At 40.8% G+C, this 15,262-nt stretch carries 17 protein-coding genes; 7 read left to right on the top strand and 10 right to left on the bottom strand.

Annotated elements, in window-relative coordinates; all coding sequences use genetic code 11:
- Positions 1-241 precede the first annotated feature (241 nt).
- Positions 242-2,824, top strand: coding sequence for a glycerol-3-phosphate 1-O-acyltransferase PlsB (gene plsB, locus MP622_RS15880; RefSeq protein WP_243791778.1), 2,583 nt, complete (start codon positions 242-244; stop codon positions 2,822-2,824).
- Positions 2,825-3,183: 359 nt separating this feature from the next.
- Here plsB and MP622_RS15875 read toward each other — a convergent pair whose 3' ends face one another.
- Positions 3,184-3,408 (bottom strand): hypothetical protein, encoded by a 225-nt coding sequence (locus tag MP622_RS15875; protein WP_243791776.1) that lies wholly within the window; start codon positions 3,406-3,408, stop codon positions 3,184-3,186.
- A gap of 153 nt (positions 3,409-3,561) precedes the next feature.
- Here MP622_RS15875 and MP622_RS15870 point away from each other — a divergent pair, with 153 nt between their 5' ends.
- From MP622_RS15870 to MP622_RS15860, 3 genes are read left to right on the top strand one after another with little or no spacing between them, the layout of a single operon-like run.
- Entirely contained in the window at positions 3,562-4,083 is a 522-nt protein-coding gene (locus MP622_RS15870; RefSeq protein ID WP_243791775.1) for a PAAR domain-containing protein, read from the top strand.
- Positions 4,076-4,744, top strand: coding sequence for a zinc protease (locus MP622_RS15865; RefSeq protein WP_243791773.1), 669 nt, complete (start codon positions 4,076-4,078; stop codon positions 4,742-4,744). The genes MP622_RS15870 and MP622_RS15865 overlap by 8 nt, the downstream gene beginning before the upstream one ends.
- Before the next feature lie 3 nt (positions 4,745-4,747).
- The gene (locus MP622_RS15860; protein ID WP_243791771.1) at positions 4,748-5,164 is read left to right on the top strand and encodes an NF045616 family extracytoplasmic (lipo)protein; all 417 of its coding nucleotides are present in this window, start codon (positions 4,748-4,750) and stop codon (positions 5,162-5,164) included.
- Between the two features lie 417 nt (positions 5,165-5,581).
- Here MP622_RS15860 and MP622_RS15855 read toward each other — a convergent pair whose 3' ends face one another.
- Both MP622_RS15855 and MP622_RS15850 read right to left on the bottom strand, forming a co-directional pair.
- Positions 5,582-5,809 (bottom strand): DUF6500 family protein, encoded by a 228-nt coding sequence (locus tag MP622_RS15855; protein ID WP_243793566.1) that lies wholly within the window; start codon positions 5,807-5,809, stop codon positions 5,582-5,584.
- A 180-nt stretch (positions 5,810-5,989) separates the two neighbouring features.
- Positions 5,990-6,799: an NAD(P)H-binding protein gene (locus tag MP622_RS15850; RefSeq protein WP_243791769.1), complete on the bottom strand. Its 810-nt coding sequence runs from the start codon at positions 6,797-6,799 to the stop codon at positions 5,990-5,992.
- Between the two features lie 33 nt (positions 6,800-6,832).
- Between MP622_RS15850 and recG the strand changes: the two genes are divergently transcribed.
- Together recG and MP622_RS15840 are read left to right on the top strand one after the other, a co-directional pair.
- On the top strand, positions 6,833-8,878 hold the full coding sequence (gene recG, locus MP622_RS15845) for an ATP-dependent DNA helicase RecG (protein ID WP_243791767.1): 2,046 nt from the start codon (positions 6,833-6,835) through the stop codon (positions 8,876-8,878).
- On the top strand, positions 8,871-9,503 hold the full coding sequence (locus MP622_RS15840; protein WP_243793565.1) for a phosphoribosyltransferase family protein: 633 nt from the start codon (positions 8,871-8,873) through the stop codon (positions 9,501-9,503). Before recG ends, MP622_RS15840 begins: the two co-directional genes overlap by 8 nt.
- Positions 9,504-9,537: 34 nt before the next feature.
- Here MP622_RS15840 and MP622_RS15835 read toward each other — a convergent pair whose 3' ends face one another.
- Complete coding sequence (locus MP622_RS15835; protein WP_243791765.1) at positions 9,538-9,939, bottom strand: NUDIX domain-containing protein; 402 nt, start codon at positions 9,937-9,939, stop codon at positions 9,538-9,540.
- Entirely contained in the window at positions 9,939-10,538 is a 600-nt protein-coding gene (locus tag MP622_RS15830; RefSeq protein WP_243791763.1) for a TIGR00730 family Rossman fold protein, read from the bottom strand. The genes MP622_RS15835 and MP622_RS15830 overlap by 1 nt, the downstream gene beginning before the upstream one ends.
- A gap of 155 nt (positions 10,539-10,693) precedes the next feature.
- Between MP622_RS15830 and MP622_RS15825 the strand changes: the two genes are divergently transcribed.
- Positions 10,694-11,707 carry a magnesium and cobalt transport protein CorA gene (locus MP622_RS15825; RefSeq protein ID WP_016168624.1) on the top strand — a complete coding sequence of 338 codons (1,014 nt, stop codon included), beginning with the start codon at positions 10,694-10,696 and terminating at the stop codon, positions 11,705-11,707.
- 105 nt (positions 11,708-11,812) lie between these two features.
- Here MP622_RS15825 and MP622_RS15820 read toward each other — a convergent pair whose 3' ends face one another.
- The 5 genes from MP622_RS15820 to MP622_RS15800 are packed head-to-tail and all read right to left on the bottom strand — an operon-like array spanning position 11,813 to position 15,024.
- Complete coding sequence (locus MP622_RS15820) at positions 11,813-12,097, bottom strand: STAS domain-containing protein (RefSeq protein ID WP_044739641.1); 285 nt, start codon at positions 12,095-12,097, stop codon at positions 11,813-11,815.
- 12 nt (positions 12,098-12,109) lie between these two features.
- Complete coding sequence (locus MP622_RS15815; RefSeq protein ID WP_016168626.1) at positions 12,110-12,742, bottom strand: ABC transporter substrate-binding protein; 633 nt, start codon at positions 12,740-12,742, stop codon at positions 12,110-12,112.
- 19 nt (positions 12,743-12,761) lie between these two features.
- The gene (locus MP622_RS15810) at positions 12,762-13,430 is read right to left on the bottom strand and encodes an outer membrane lipid asymmetry maintenance protein MlaD (protein WP_016168627.1); all 669 of its coding nucleotides are present in this window, start codon (positions 13,428-13,430) and stop codon (positions 12,762-12,764) included.
- Positions 13,430-14,209: a lipid asymmetry maintenance ABC transporter permease subunit MlaE gene (gene mlaE, locus MP622_RS15805; protein ID WP_243791761.1), complete on the bottom strand. Its 780-nt coding sequence runs from the start codon at positions 14,207-14,209 to the stop codon at positions 13,430-13,432. The genes MP622_RS15810 and mlaE overlap by 1 nt, the downstream gene beginning before the upstream one ends.
- Positions 14,206-15,024 carry an ABC transporter ATP-binding protein gene (locus MP622_RS15800; protein WP_243791759.1) on the bottom strand — a complete coding sequence of 273 codons (819 nt, stop codon included), beginning with the start codon at positions 15,022-15,024 and terminating at the stop codon, positions 14,206-14,208. The genes mlaE and MP622_RS15800 overlap by 4 nt, the downstream gene beginning before the upstream one ends.
- Between the last annotated feature and the right edge of the window lie 238 nt (positions 15,025-15,262).

Genomic DNA, 15,262 nt, shown 5'->3' with positions numbered 1-15,262 from the left:
ATAACCATTGAGCGCTTGCTCTAAAACTATATTACCTAAATGTTGACCGATCCCCTAGAGATTAATTGACCGCACTGTCACTGTAATTTTCAAATTTAATTGCTAAAAATATGCAGTTTAACGCTAGAATCTTGGCATAAGCAGTAAATTTGTCAGAAAATGACATCTAGTTTTTGATTACAATTACGCAGAATAATTTCCCCTGTGCATTTTGGGGCTTCGTACCGTATTAGGAGTGTTTATGTCCAAGCGTGGCTTTGGTCAAATGTATCGCCAGCTTTCCAGCAAGCTACTTGACCTTGTGGTAACCCCTCATATTTTGGGTGAAGTACCCAGCAACCCGACAGCTCCAACCACCAGCGAAGATCCTCATGTTGCCAACACACCGAGTAAGAAAGTGGTGTGTTACGTCTTACAAAACTATTCGCGTAGTAATGCCTTGGTGGTCGATGGTGAAACCCGTCGTTTAAAACTGCCTGCGGCATTGGATTCGCTCTTGATTGGCGAACATAAAGAAAAAGCCTCCATCTTATTTTTACAACATCATGATGAGCAGAACCTACTTAATCCGCCACCCAATACCTTTCCACCCCGTCTATTACGCCTGATCGATTTACTCGAAAAGCATCCTGAACTAGACATTGAACTGGTGCCTGTAACGGTGCTGTGGGGTCGCTCACCAGACAAGGAAGACTCTTGGTTTAAATTGTTATTTACCGATACATGGGCAACGCCAAGCCGTGTCAAACAGATGGTAAATATTGGCTTGCATGGACGTGAATCTTATCTGGAATTTCACGAAGCCCAGTCTTTACGTGACCTGATTCAGTACGCTAAAACCACCCATCCAAATTTATCGCCTGCAACGTATATTATTAGCAGCTTGAATAACTACATGGATGCGCAACGTGAAGTCGTGCTCGGTCCTGACTTATCTGACCGTCGTAACGTCATGCACAGCCTAATTAAAGCACAAGATGTGCAAGATGCAATTCGTCGTGAAAGTATCCGTAGCAAAATCAGCATGCTTGAAGCAGAACGCCGTGCGATTGGTTATTTAAATGAAATCGTGTCCGATTATTCCTCTTCAGCCGTTCGTTTTGCGGATATGGCACTTACTCGCTTATGGACACAGTTGTATGATGGCGTCGAAGTGCATAACTTCAGCACCGTACGTGAACTGGCCAAAGAATACGAAATTATTTATACCCCCTGTCACCGTAGCCATATCGACTACTTATTACTGTCGTATGTGATTTATAAGCGTGGTTTGATGGTACCGTACATTGCGGCGGGCGATAACCTGAATATGCCATTTGTGGGGCAACTACTACGTGGTGGTGGTGCGTTCTTTATTCGCCGTACTTTCCGTGGTAATGGTTTATATACCACCGTTTTTAAAGAATATTTATACAGCATTCTGTCGCGCAACACGCCTTTGGAATACTTCATTGAAGGGGGCCGTTCACGTACAGGACGCCTATTACCTGCTAAGACAGGTATGCTTGCCATGACAGTTCATAGTCACTTACGTGGACGTGCCAAACCGATTGTGTTTGTGCCAACCTATATCGGCTATGAACGCCTGATGGAAGGTTCTACATATGTTGGCGAAATGCAAGGTAAACCGAAAGAAGCGGAATCTGTGCTTGGAATTGTAAAAACCCTACGCAAAATTGAACGCATCTTCGGTAAAGTACACGTGAACTTCGGTGAGCCTGTATTCTTGGATGACAAACTCAAAGCCTTTGGCGCTGACCAGATTCGCATTCAGAAAAATGACGATCCAATTCCAAATGAAGTCTCTGATGCGGTAAACAGTGCTGCACATACCATTTTAGAAAATATCAACCGTGCTGTAGTGATTAACCCAGTATCGTTGTTGTCTCTGATTTTATTGGCAACACCAAAACATACATTGGATGAAGAGTTGTGCATCAAGCAGTTAGATGCGTATCGTAATTTGCTCACCGCACTGCCTTATGATAAACGCACACAAGTTACACCTCTTTCTGGCAAAGAAATTATTGCTTACGGTTTAAAACTCAAACTGATTAAGCGCGTGAAACACGTTCTGGGCGATATTATTGCGATTGAAGACAATCAAGCCGTGTTACTCACCTACTTCCGTAACAACATTGTGCATGCTTTTGTCTTGCCATCTTTGATTGCGGCTTTGGTTGAACACAACGGTACCATCAAGCGTCACGATTTATGTAACGTCATTCGCACCTTATATCCATTCTTGAAAGCTGAGTTATTTCTTAAATGGGATGATGAAAGCTTAAAAGTACAGATCGCTGCTTATGCAGATGCTTTAATCAGTGCAAAACTCATCACTGAAGATGCGGAAGGACATTTAATTTCCCCTGCACCGAACAGTGAAGATCATAATCAGTTGTTAGTCCTTGCTGGTCCTGTGATGCAGAGCCTAGAGCGCTATTACATGACTTTGGCACTGATTACACAGCGTGGTTCTGGCAACATCTCGACGCGTCAAGTGGAAGAGTTGAGCCATTTGGTGGGTCAACGCCTCTCTGTGTTGTATGAGTTCAATTCACCAGAGTTCTTCGATAAAGCCCTATTCCAAGGTTTTATCCGCGTACTGACTCAACAGGGTTATATCAGTACCAATGCCGAAGGCTCAATCGTATTTGACAGCAACTTTAGCAATATTGCTGCCAATGCCAATTTGGTACTGGATGATGTGACTTTACAAATGTTGCAGCACATTACCACTTTTAGCGATGAAGAGTTAAAGCAGGTATTAGATGCGGTTGCCGCACAACAAGCGAAACGTCGTTTGAAGCGTAAGAAAAAGTAATTTTAAAAAGCATAGGTATCTGCGATTGGCAGATACCTATGCTGTATGTATAACAAGACGTTTTGGTCGATTTTGCATAAGAGATTTTATGTTAAATAAAGCTCAGGTTAATAATTTAAGCCAGCTTAGTAAACTCAAAATATTATAATAATTATCAAATGCTTATATTAATCTTAACTTAAGGTTTCCATGTTGGTCTTTAATATATTGATCATGGTACATAAGAACTATTTTCAGATTATTAACGTCAGGCCTATAGTCAAATCCGATATAATCACCACAACCATTTAGTCCAAAGACGACTATCCTATCATGGCCATATATATCTTGATCTTGATAGTTTTCAATATGATCACCTCCTATCTCCTTCCAAAACAACAGAACGCTATGCCTGACTCTCCTACTTCATTGTTAGAATCTGTATATTCAAAGCTATTCTCAATAAATTGCACCCCATTATGAGATGTAATCAGCTTTATATAATTTAAAGGTAAGTTAATTTCATAAGCTTGATCAAGTTTTTCTACAACATCTAAACTGATTGATCCGAAATCATACATAACATTTAAATTTTGATAAGGCATCTGATGTTTTTACCTAATTAAGAGAAACTCAATTTCCTATAACCACCATTATTTTAAATGGAGGAAAAGAAAAAAGAATGAAATTTTCAAACTTTGTATCGTTTAATTCTTGTGTTTTAATGGTGCTGTTATTAATTAAACATAAAATTATAAATGAAAGCATTAATTACCGTTGGTTGTAAAACGGATCATGGTGGAATCATTATTTTAGGTGATTCGTCTTTTTTAGTTGAAGGTAAAGCTGTCCATTTAGATGGTATGACGCATTATTGTCCTCTGTGTAAAGTTCAATCACGTGCATTAGCTTCGAATCAAGGCTTTATGATTGTTGGTGGAAAAAGCATTGTAGCTGCAGATGATACATCTACTTGTGGTTCAAGATATTTAAAAATTTCTGATCTTGCTGTTATGAGTAATGGATCAGGTAGATTCGAAACATCATCAAAAAATACTAATAACTTTATATCTAAACCTGAGTTTCAGTATGGTCAAAGATTTTTATTACAAGATGAGTTAACAGGTGAGCCACTGGCTGAAATTTGTTATGAAGTTCATAAAAATGGTGAAGTTATTCATGGAACTACGGATAAAGACGGTTTGACTGAACTTATAAAAGGAACTGAAGAGGAGGAAGTTGAATTAAAAATTATTTCGAAGGAGCATAATCATGACTAATGTTATTGCAACATTTTCTGCAAAATTAAAAAAAATTGATGGAGATATGAAAGCAAAGGCTGCTGTTGCTATCAAAATAGGGACTAAACGTAAACTTACATCTGGTGAGATAGCAATGTCTCAATTGGTATTCAAGGACTCTATTGATTATTCTAAAGTTTGGATACATTTAGGTGGATTGATACACACAAGAACTGGCAATGCAATGACGCCTGCTGGAGAAATATATTTACCTAAAGATGATTATTTAAAAATAACAGACTTTAGTATTGCTAAACCAAATGTAAGACATTGGTTTATTCATGAAATGACTCATGTTTGGCAATATCAAATGGGTGCAACGAATGGTTGGCTTGGCATAAAGCAACTTTGTAATGGTGGATATACTTCCGAAGTAAATTCAGTTGATTCAGGTCAAAATGAATTAAAAGCTTACGATACAGACTTAATGGGCAGAGATCTTAATAAAAAATTTCAAGATTTTAATTTTGAGCAGCAAGGTCGTATCATTGAGTTTTGGTTTGATGCAATATATTTACAAAAAATTAGCCCATCACGAGCGCACCATCAAAAAAGTCTAAAATTATTAGGGTATGTTGAAAGAATATTAAGAGATTTTTTGTTAAACCCTAAAGATAAATCTTTGTTACCTAAAGCTTAAATCATGAAAAAAAATCCTGTTTTATTAATGTCTTTGCTTAGTTTACTTACTATAAACAGTTGTGCACAACCTATTAGTAGAAATCTTGAATCCACTATTAAAGATAATAATGTATGTATTTTCACAAATAATGAAAAAACCTATTCCGATGTTGAAAACTCATATCTAGTTTTTGTTGCAGAAATAACAGATAGTAAAGATTATAAAACTGTGTATGAAAAGACATACAGTAAAGGAAAATTTCCTATATTAGAGGATGATTGTGCCTTAATTCCGTTAAATATTTTAAAAATAAACAAACCATATGATGTGAATTTGGAATCAAATAAAAATTTTGCAACGCAAATATGTATTTCTGAAGCTGGAAAGATTCTGCCTGTAAGCTATCTTAGCCCTGGGGAAGCTGTGTGTTCTAAGTAATAGATATTTAGTCATGACTAAGTTTTTACCTATCGACTTATCCCATAACCACGACTTTTTGGCTGATCTTACTTAAGCTGATCTCGTTCCTGTTAATGGTTATGCCCATATTTCAGGTAGATCTCGTTCATTTTTAGGAGGGATTACCAGATGAAGCCTAGAGCTTTTTTGTAGCACATTAAATCAAGTTTTAATTCATAAAAAGGCAGTTCAATTTAGTTAATCCCAAAAATTGCAGCACTTGTGTTCTTAATATCAGATGGATTTAGTTTTATGCTTAGTACTGAAATATTGGTTGATAGTGATGTGCTAGGATTCAGTTGCTCTAAACTAACATAATACACCTTATACCAACGTGAAAGTTTAGGCTATGTTTTTAATTTTTATATATTTTTATTTCTTACCACAGCCATGATGTTAAATAGAAGGCGTCTCTCTTAAAACAAGAGCTTTAATTTTTACGGCTTTTTCAAAATGATCTAATTTATGTTGCATGATCCACCAAGTTGCAGCTTCCATTAAAAGCTCAGGATCATCATTTTTATTTTTGAAAAAAGCATAGAAAGATAAACCTACACTATCTCCCTTTTTTTGAATTTTCTCATTACACCCACTGATAAATAGTTCTCTTAGCTCTTTTCTCATATTTTTAACTTTTCCTAAAATCAACATAAACAACTTATGCAAAATTATTTATTTAATATAAATCATAATCTTAAATCGGATCCTTCTAGTGAACAGTCCACTAGAAGGACTTTTACATTACTTTTCACATTCCACGACTATTTTCCAAAAAATTCATTGAATAAAGTACAAAATATTTTTTCAATCATTTTTTAACAACAACGCCGAATAATCCTCAAAACAATCAGGATGTTGTAATTCAAAATCCATCTGCTGCATATGGGAAGCATAAATTCGCTTACCAGACACCACATCGCTTTCCAAAACTAAAACTAGCAGCGCCAACTGCTGCTGAAACCACTGAATAATTTCATGTAAAGGAATGGGTTGATTATTCGTGACAATATAAGAACTTTTAGGATGTTCCACGTGAATCAAATGCGCCAAAAAGCGGGCTAAATCTTCAATATGAATACGATTGCTATAATGAATATTCGGATAGGTCGAAGTCTGCTGTGCCAACTTCACCATACGCGCAACAGAAGCTCCGTAAATACCTGTCGGGCGAATAATGATGCTTTGTTCAGGATACGCAGCCTGCCACAACAATTCCATCTGCCGTAGAATTTCGCCCTGTGCATTAATCGGCTGAGGCACACTCGCATCATCAATACGCTCCCCTGCTTGCTCACCATAAACTCGGGTTGAAGACACTACAATGACTTTTTTGACAGGATGAGCTTGTAAGGCCTTCTGCATCGCAGGAATGGCATCTACAAAAGTCGCTTGATAACCTTCAGGCGTGCTTGATGCGGGAGATAACAATATATAGACGATATCGACAGGAGTAATTTGACTCAAATCAAGTTGATGAATATCTTGAATTAAATGTGTAGCAAAATCTTGTGGTTTGGCAGTACGGCTTATTGTGGTAATTTGGTGGCCTTGTTGAAATAATTGTTTAGCAACCCGTTGAGATGTTTTACCATAACCTATAAATAAAATATGCATTTAGCACCTAATGAGCACTTTAGTTGAGGGGACATGGCCGCAGTCCAACAATTGCAAGGGGTTGGAAGTGCCTCTGCTGCATTACTTGAAAAACTGAATATTTTCACCACGGATGATTTACTGTTTCATCTGCCGCGGGATTATGAAGATCGTAGCACGATCATCCCCATGAACCAATTGGAGGTTGGGCGTAGCTATCTGCTTGAGGGTACGGTGAAATCAGTGGACTTTCCTCCGGGAAAGCGTAAATCCATGGCCATTTTACTGGATGATGAGCTCGGTAAAGTTACATTACGCTTTTATCACCTATATAAAGCCCTGACTGATCGCGGCAAAGTCGGCAACCGTTTACGGGTTTTTGGTGAAGTCCGTGTCGGTGCTCGTGGCTTGGAAATGTATCATCCTGAAATTCAGCTCATTACTGAACATACGCAATTGCCACAAACCCAGCTCACGGCGATTTACCCTGCGACTGAAGGACTCACTCAAACCAAACTACGTGAATATGTCAAACATGCGTTAAAACAGCACAGTGATGATCTACCAGAACTCCTGCCACAGAAATTCACCAATGGCTACGCCTTAAAGCAAGCCTTGCATTACATTCATGAACCGCCATTGGATGCCAATATGTTGCAGTTGAGTCAAGGTTCACATCCTGCGCAGCAACGTCTAATTTTTGAGGAATTGGTGGCTCATCAAGTCAGCCTTCTGACCCGCCGCGCCTACATCCAACAGATTGAAGCTCCCGCTTTTACTCACAGTAAAATCCTATCCAAACAATTGCTAGCTGCGTTGCCTTTTAAAATGACCGCAGCACAGAAGCGCGTGTCTAAAGAAATCTCCGATGATTTAAAGCAACACAAGCCAATGCTGCGTCTGGTACAAGGTGATGTGGGTGCAGGTAAAACGCTCGTGGCGGCACTTGCTGCTTGTCACGCCTTAGAAGAAGGTTGGCAAGTTGCACTCATGGCACCAACTGAAATTCTCGCAGAACAACATTATTTGAATTTTAAACGCTGGTTTGAACCTTTAGGCTTAACTGTGGCATGGCTATCAGGCAAGCAAAAAGGTAAAGCCCGTGCCTTGGCAGAGCAACAAATCCAACAAGGCTCGGCGCAACTGGTCATTGGTACCCATGCATTATTCCAAGACAGTGTTGCCTTTCATAAATTGGGTTTGGTGATTATTGATGAGCAACACCGCTTTGGGGTTGATCAGCGTTTAGCACTTCGCAATAAAGGCGCACAGCAAACCACGCCCCATCAACTCGTAATGACTGCAACCCCTATTCCGCGTACTCTCGCGATGTCCGCATATGGGGACTTAGATACCTCAGTGATTGATGAATTGCCACCAGGTCGAACCCCGATTCAAACGGTGACTATTCCTTTGGATCGTCGTGAAGAAGTCTTACAACGGATTGCCAGTAATTGCGCCGAAGGCAAACAAGCCTATTGGGTTTGCACATTGGTCGAACAGTCGGAAACTTTAGATGCTCAAGCCGCAGAAGCCACCTATACCGAAATTAAGCAACGTTTCCCAACACTCAATATCGGACTGGTACATGGCAAAATGAAAGCCGATGACAAGCAAGCCGTCATGCAACAGTTCAAGGACAACGAACTACAATTGCTCATTGCGACCACGGTAATTGAAGTCGGCGTGGATGTGCCGAATGCCTCTATTATGGTCATTGAAAATGCCGAGCGTCTGGGCTTATCACAACTGCATCAGTTACGTGGTCGTGTTGGACGTGGTGCTAAGGCAAGTTTTTGTGCCCTACTCTATAAGAATCCACTGTCACAAAATGGGCAAGAACGCTTACGCATCATGCGTGAAACCAATGATGGCTTCATCATTGCAGAGAAAGATTTAGAGATTCGCGGCCCTGGGGAATTACTCGGCACTAAACAAACAGGAGATATGGGCTTTCGCGTTGCCAAATTAGAACGGGATGATCATTTGCTCAATCAGGCGCATTATGTAGCACAACAAATCCTGAAAGACTATCCAACTCAGGCCGATGCCCTACTCAAACGCTGGCTGCCTGAAGCCCCTCGCTATGCCTATGTTTAAACCTTTTTTATCTAGCGCTCAGCAATGGCTACATTCAGTACTACCATGTCAGTTTTGTGGACTTGAGCGTGGCCGCTATGCGAGTCTCTGTCAAGATTGCTGGAACCATTTACCTTGGTTCAAACAATACGTGCAACGTCAAGAAATTGAGGTTCAAGTCGCCTGCCATTATGCCTATCCCATTGATCGTGTGATTCAGCAATTTAAATATGAGCAACAACTACATTTTCAAATTTTGCTGACTGGACTGCTCAAGCAACTGGACTATCGACAGATTCAGGCCATCGTTCCCATGCCAATTTCCACTCAACGTTTGGCTGAACGAGGTTATAACCAAAGTGTCATTCTGGCACAGCGTTTGAGTCAGCAGTTAAATATTCCTGTTTGGCAACCTATTCAACGGCAACATCAGCATTCACAGAAAGGCTTAAGCCGTTTAGAACGACTGGATAGCATAGAACAGCAATTTAAAATCGCCCCAACAAACACTCTGCGTTATCGTCGCGTGTTAATGCTAGATGATGTGGTGACAACAGGCAGCTCACTTAAAGCATTGCAACAAGCTCTAAATGAACTGGGCTGCCGAAAAATTGAAGCTGCCTGTATTGCAGCAGCTCAATGTTAATTATAGAAGTACTGATTCAATCCATTTGAAAAAGCTATGCCTGTATCTTTAGATACTGACGCACCCATGGCAACACGATTTCTCGAGTCAATGGTGCTAAAGGCGTACTCTGATCATCCAGCTCAATCCACTTGAGTTCGGCAATTTCAGCTGCAATTTGTGGCGAGTTCAATAGTTCCACTTGAAATACATGACTCACCAATAGATGATCAGGCTCATTGGCCGCAGCAGTTTCGAAACGTCCAACGTACTGAATAATTTTCGCCTGACAACCAATTTCCTCCTCGATTTCACGCAAGATACAATGTTCAGGTGCTTCATCTGGTTCTAACTTGCCACCCACCTGCATAAAAAAACGAGTGTTGTGCTTACGCACCAATAACAACTGCTGTTGTGTATTTAACACAATACCCGCAGCGACAGTAATTTGTTTCATTAGGCGTGTTTCACCAAGTCTTGCTGCTCGGTCATGCCCCATTTCGGGGTAGGTGCAGTAAATACATCAAACTGCTGTAGAATCGCTTCAACCGAGTTTTCAGCAATTAAGGTCTCTGTGAAACGTGAATGCGTAAAGCCTTTTTCAGTCGTTAAGTTGATGAATTTAATCAGGTCATCATAAAAGCCTTCAACATTTAAAAAGGCGCATGGTTTTAAATGAATGCCCAATTGTGCCCAAGTCCACTGTTCAAAAATTTCTTCCAAAGTTCCCGCACCACCTGGCAGTGCAATAAAGGCATCTGAAAGTTCAGACATTTTGGTTTTACGTTCATGCATGTTTTTCACCACATGCAGCTCAGTCAAATCAGGATGAGCCAACTCACGATCGACCAATGCATGTGGAATCACGCCAATCACTCGCCCACCTGCTTGTAAGGCACTATCCGCAATCACGCCCATTAAACCAGAGCGCCCACCACCATAGATCAGTGTTTTACCTTGTTGTGCTAACGTTTGCCCAACATGACGTGCTGTATCTAAGAAAATGGTGTCTGTACCAACCGCTGAACCACAAAAAACCGCAATAGAATGTGTCATTATTTCACCATGTTATGATCTTGTCATACCGCGAAAGTAAAGTAGATAGAGATTTTTTCATAAATTAGCAATTCAATCAGTGTTTTTCATGAAATCCTTGTCTAAAATACACCCATCGATTTAACCCCATACTGCGTAAGGGAGAAAAGACATCTATGCTTGAAGCCTTTTACGCCACAGAGCGCGGTAGTTTAGAAGACGCCACCATTAATGGCGGTTTTGATTTACATCCAGAACTGGTCTGGGTCGACCTGATTGCACCTTCACAAGAAGAACAGCAATGGGTTTTAGATGCGTATGATCAAAATCTACCAACACTAAAATCGTTGGAAGACATCTCTTCATCTGCCCGATTCTACCGTGATGATGATGGTATTTTGCATATCAGCACGTATTTTTTAACGAAAAATAAAAATTATCAGGTGGATGGTGAAGCAGATGATAATTCCAGTATTTTAGCCACAGTACAAACAGTTGCTTTTATTTTACATAAAGAGCGTTTGTTTACTCTACGTGGTGAAAAACTGGTGGCTTTCCGTGCCTTTCGCGCACGCGCACGTCGCAATGATTACGAAATTGACTATAAAGACCCGACTTGGGTACTTTTAGGTTTACTCGAAGCCAAACTAGATGAGCTTGCGGATATCTTGGAAGATATCCACAAGGACTTGGAAAAATACTCCACAGAAGTGCTGAATAACCGCCATCGTGAACAAATTCTCGACCTTGATGACATGATTACCCGTCTGGCACAGTTAGAAGATATGCTAGGTAAGGCACAACTCTGTTTGATTGACTTACGTCGTGTACTGACCTTTTTATCCCGTCCGCGTGCCCTAGGCAGTCATATCTATGATGCAGACATTCGAGAGTTGAGTGAAGATGTACGCTCACTGGTCGAACATGATGCCTTCTTGTTCCAGAAAGTGCGCTTCTTGCTAGATACGACATCAGGATTCATTAACACCGAGCAGAATGATACCATTCGTCGCTTCTCGATTTTACCCAGTATGCTTGCACCCCCAATGTTAGTGGCAAGTATCTACGGCATGAATACGGATGTTTTACCCTTTGCCCACGGCACCACCAGCTTTATCGCCGTTAGTATGATTATTGTCGGCTTCTTTATTGGGCCACTGATTTATTTCCGCTGGAAAAAATGGATCTGAACATTCTTTTTTGCATGGTGTGATCCGCGAAGTACAACAGAACACGTTCTTTTTGAGCATAAGATTCAACATAAAAAAAGCACCGCAATTGCGGTGCTTTTTCTTTTAGATCAAATGCAGATCATCTTGCAGATGACAAGCCTGAATAATCTTCATCATTTTGTCAGGCACAGCCTTAAAGTGTAAACCTTGTGCTTGAGGCGTTTGGCGCAACCAACGTACCAGTACCGCTAATGCCAAGGTACTTCCCTGTTGCAACTGTGCTAGGTTCACTACCATAGGCAACTGTTGTTTCTGAATCAATGCCAGACCCTGCTGATAGTATTGTTCAGCATTGTCATAGTCGATTTTTCCAGTGACTTGCAATTCCTGATTGACGAGACTAATCACCATTCACCTATCTTATTTTTTCTTTACAGCTGCGTCAGCATCTGGTTCAAAGTTAGCAATCGCTTTATCCAGATTACCACCATTACGTTTCACAGTCGCCGCAAACTGGTTACGGAATTGCAAACCTAAATCAATACCAGAAACGTTGATGTTACGAATCTTCCATTGGCTACCTTTATCCGCCAACTGGAACGATACAGGAATCTTTTCACCGTTGTTATTAAAGTCAATGGTCACTACAGGATTAGCACTGCCTGTTGCTTTATAAGGGCGCATGCTATACGTCTGGTTGCTAAACTTGGCAAAAGCTGTGCCGTAGTTTTCAATCAATGTTTCACGGAAGTTCTTTTCAAACTGTGCACGCTGTGCTGCAGTGCTGTACTGATTGGTTGCATAAGTACCCATGACGATACGAGTGAACGCTTGTGAATCCACATACGGGTCTAAGTTTTGACGTACAATGGCTTTAACCGCTGCTGGGTTATTTTGCAATTTTGCATGGTCTGCTTTTAAGCGACCAATTAAACCATCCGCCACACGCTTAATAAATGCAGGAGGAGCTTCAGCTGGCGCAGCAAATGCAGTACCTGCAATCATGGTTGATAAAATGCTTGCCGTTAATGTTTGTTTCAACAACATATTCACTTCTAAGTTCCTCTTTCAATTATTCAACAAATGCTGGTTCAGCATCTGTTTTTTCAGTTGGTGCCTCAGCTTCTGCCGATGGAGTCGATGACTTACCTGCACCTGCTGTAATAAATTTACTAATCAAATCTTCCAAATCCATCGTACCCTGAGTGTTAGCGATTGATGCGCCACGCTTGATATAATTCAAGCCACCACCTGGAACAACTTTCAAATACTTCTCACCCAACAAGCCATTGGTTGCTACCATTATGTAAGCATCTTCATCAATACTGGTGATGGATTTCATGTTCGCAATAAGTTGCTGTTCCATTTCTTTTTGTTTCGCTGGTGTAGCTTCGGTATATTCTGTGCTATAGCGCAACTCATCCAACGCATTGTTTTCAACCGTTTTCAACTGTTCTGCATTAAAAGACGTTAGCTTGCCATCCAATTCAAAATGCACCGTTGCCAAACGTGTTACTGGATCTAGAGTAATATCTGTAACACGACCAATCGTGACACCACTCATCGTAACTTTGGCACGAGGCTTCAAGCCATTTACGTTATCAAATTGTGCCGTCATGCTATAGGCATCACGTAAGTTAGTGCCGACTAAGCCACTTACTTTCATTGCCAAGAAAAACAATGCAACACCGAAGACAATCACAAATAATCCTACGGCCAGCTCACTTGCACGTGATTTCATTAAACCCCTCCGAACATGACCGCAGTCAACACAAAATCAAAACCTAATACACAAAGCGATGAATACACCACGGTACGCGTTGTGGATGTTGCAATGCCTTCAGATGTCGGTACACAGGCATAGCCTTGGTAAACCGCAATCCAAGTACATAAAATGGCAAAAACAATACTCTTAATAATCGTGCCATTAAAGATATCTTTATAGAATTGCACATTACTTTGCATGCCACTCCAGAAAGAACCTTCATCTACGCCCAGAAAATCTACGCCGACCATTTTACCGCCAATAACACCAATCGCAGCAAACACCACACTCAACATCGGCAAACTTACAATACCCGCCCACAAACGTGGTGAAACAATACGTTTTAATGGATCAACCCCGATCATCTCCATACTGGACAATTGTTCGGTGGCTTTCATTAATCCAATTTCTGCAGTCAATGCAGAACCTGCACGCCCAGCAAATAATAATGCGGCAACCACAGGAGCCAATTCACGTAACAGAGTTAACGACACCATGGTGCCCAACATAGCTTCTGAACCAATGTTGACCAAAATGGAATAGCCTTGTAAGCCTAAAACCAAACCAATGAACAAACCTGACACCGAAATAATCAGTAAGGACATCACCCCGACACGATACATTTGGTAAACAAACAGTTTGACCCCTAACCATGTCGGCATTGAGCATAGAATTTGTAGCAACATAATGGTTGCAACACCGACACCCTGAACACTCTGAATAACACGTCTACCTAATGAGGTAATAGCATTCATGCACGAACCTCGCCCGCCAAATACGCTTGATGACTAAACTGATATTCTACAGGCCCTTCAGCCGCACCTGTCAGGAACTGTCGCACAAATGGTGATGCATTCGCCTGTAATTCAGCAGGCGTACCTTCACCTTGCACTTTCCCCTCCGCAACCACATAAATATAATCTGCAATCGAAAGCGTTTCTGCTACATCATGCGATACAATAATCGTGGTCAATTCCAATGCTTCACGTAGAGAACGAATTAATCGAGTCAGTACACCTTTCACAATCGGGTCCTGACCTGCAAAAGGTTCATCATACATAATCAATTCTGGATCTAATGCAATTGCACGTGCCAAAGCCACACGTCGGTTCATCCCCCCTGAAAGTTCAGAAGGCATGAGCTGCTCTGTGCCACGCAGGCCAACCGATTCCAGCTTTAATGCGACCAATTCTGCAATTAAATGCTCAGGTAATTGGGTATGCGCACGCAATGGAAATGCAACATTTTCATAAACGCTCATATCGGTAAATAAAGCACCGCTTTGGAACAGCATGCCCATACGCGCTCGTGCCGCAAACAACTCATGTCGCGACATCTGACCAATATCTTTACCATCGAGTAGCACTTGCCCATGATCTGGAGTTAACTGCCCCCCAATTAAACGCAACAGTGTAGTTTTACCTGTTCCAGATGGCCCCATAATGGCGGTAATTTGACCACGTCGAATCTTCAGACTGACTTGGTCATAAATGATTCGTTCCCCTCGCTTAAAACTCAGTTCTTTGACTTCAATCAAAGCTGAATTTTCAAAGGGTGCTTGATTATTCATAGCGGAGAAAGTTCCTGCAATTTTTCAGCACGCATACTATAAAGGATTGAACTATAAAATGTTACCTAGTTACGTCGGGTAAACTGTGTGCAATTTGTTTTTTGATTCTTTCATTTTAATTATACGAACCAAGGCGCACAGCATAGAAATTAGAACGCTGTGTTATATAAATTGAGCGTAAAAGAAAAAGATCAAATTACTCAGCAAAAGAATAAAACCCAAATAAGGCATAATGACC

Source organism: Acinetobacter sp. PK01 (genome assembly GCF_022819285.1).
Lineage (GTDB): Bacteria > Pseudomonadota > Gammaproteobacteria > Pseudomonadales > Moraxellaceae > Acinetobacter > Acinetobacter tandoii.
The sequence above is the reverse complement of the archived record's forward strand: the minus strand, read 5'-3'. Positions and strand labels throughout refer to the sequence as shown.

Coding starts and splice junctions, on each gene's coding strand:
- plsB (WP_243791778.1), top strand. CDS start 242: ATGTCCAAGCGTGGCTTTGGTCAAATGTATCGCCAGCTTTCCAGCAAG.
- MP622_RS15875 (WP_243791776.1), bottom strand. CDS start 3,408: ATGCCTTATCAAAATTTAAATGTTATGTATGATTTCGGATCAATCAGT.
- MP622_RS15870 (WP_243791775.1), top strand. CDS start 3,562: ATGAAAGCATTAATTACCGTTGGTTGTAAAACGGATCATGGTGGAATC.
- MP622_RS15865 (WP_243791773.1), top strand. CDS start 4,076: ATGACTAATGTTATTGCAACATTTTCTGCAAAATTAAAAAAAATTGAT.
- MP622_RS15860 (WP_243791771.1), top strand. CDS start 4,748: ATGAAAAAAAATCCTGTTTTATTAATGTCTTTGCTTAGTTTACTTACT.
- MP622_RS15855 (WP_243793566.1), bottom strand. CDS start 5,809: ATGAGAAAAGAGCTAAGAGAACTATTTATCAGTGGGTGTAATGAGAAA.
- MP622_RS15850 (WP_243791769.1), bottom strand. CDS start 6,799: ATGCATATTTTATTTATAGGTTATGGTAAAACATCTCAACGGGTTGCT.
- recG (WP_243791767.1), top strand. CDS start 6,833: ATGGCCGCAGTCCAACAATTGCAAGGGGTTGGAAGTGCCTCTGCTGCA.
- MP622_RS15840 (WP_243793565.1), top strand. CDS start 8,871: ATGTTTAAACCTTTTTTATCTAGCGCTCAGCAATGGCTACATTCAGTA.
- MP622_RS15835 (WP_243791765.1), bottom strand. CDS start 9,939: ATGAAACAAATTACTGTCGCTGCGGGTATTGTGTTAAATACACAACAG.
- MP622_RS15830 (WP_243791763.1), bottom strand. CDS start 10,538: ATGACACATTCTATTGCGGTTTTTTGTGGTTCAGCGGTTGGTACAGAC.
- MP622_RS15825 (WP_016168624.1), top strand. CDS start 10,694: ATGCTTGAAGCCTTTTACGCCACAGAGCGCGGTAGTTTAGAAGACGCC.
- MP622_RS15810 (WP_016168627.1), bottom strand. CDS start 13,430: ATGAAATCACGTGCAAGTGAGCTGGCCGTAGGATTATTTGTGATTGTC.
- mlaE (WP_243791761.1), bottom strand. CDS start 14,209: ATGAATGCTATTACCTCATTAGGTAGACGTGTTATTCAGAGTGTTCAG.
- MP622_RS15800 (WP_243791759.1), bottom strand. CDS start 15,024: ATGAATAATCAAGCACCCTTTGAAAATTCAGCTTTGATTGAAGTCAAA.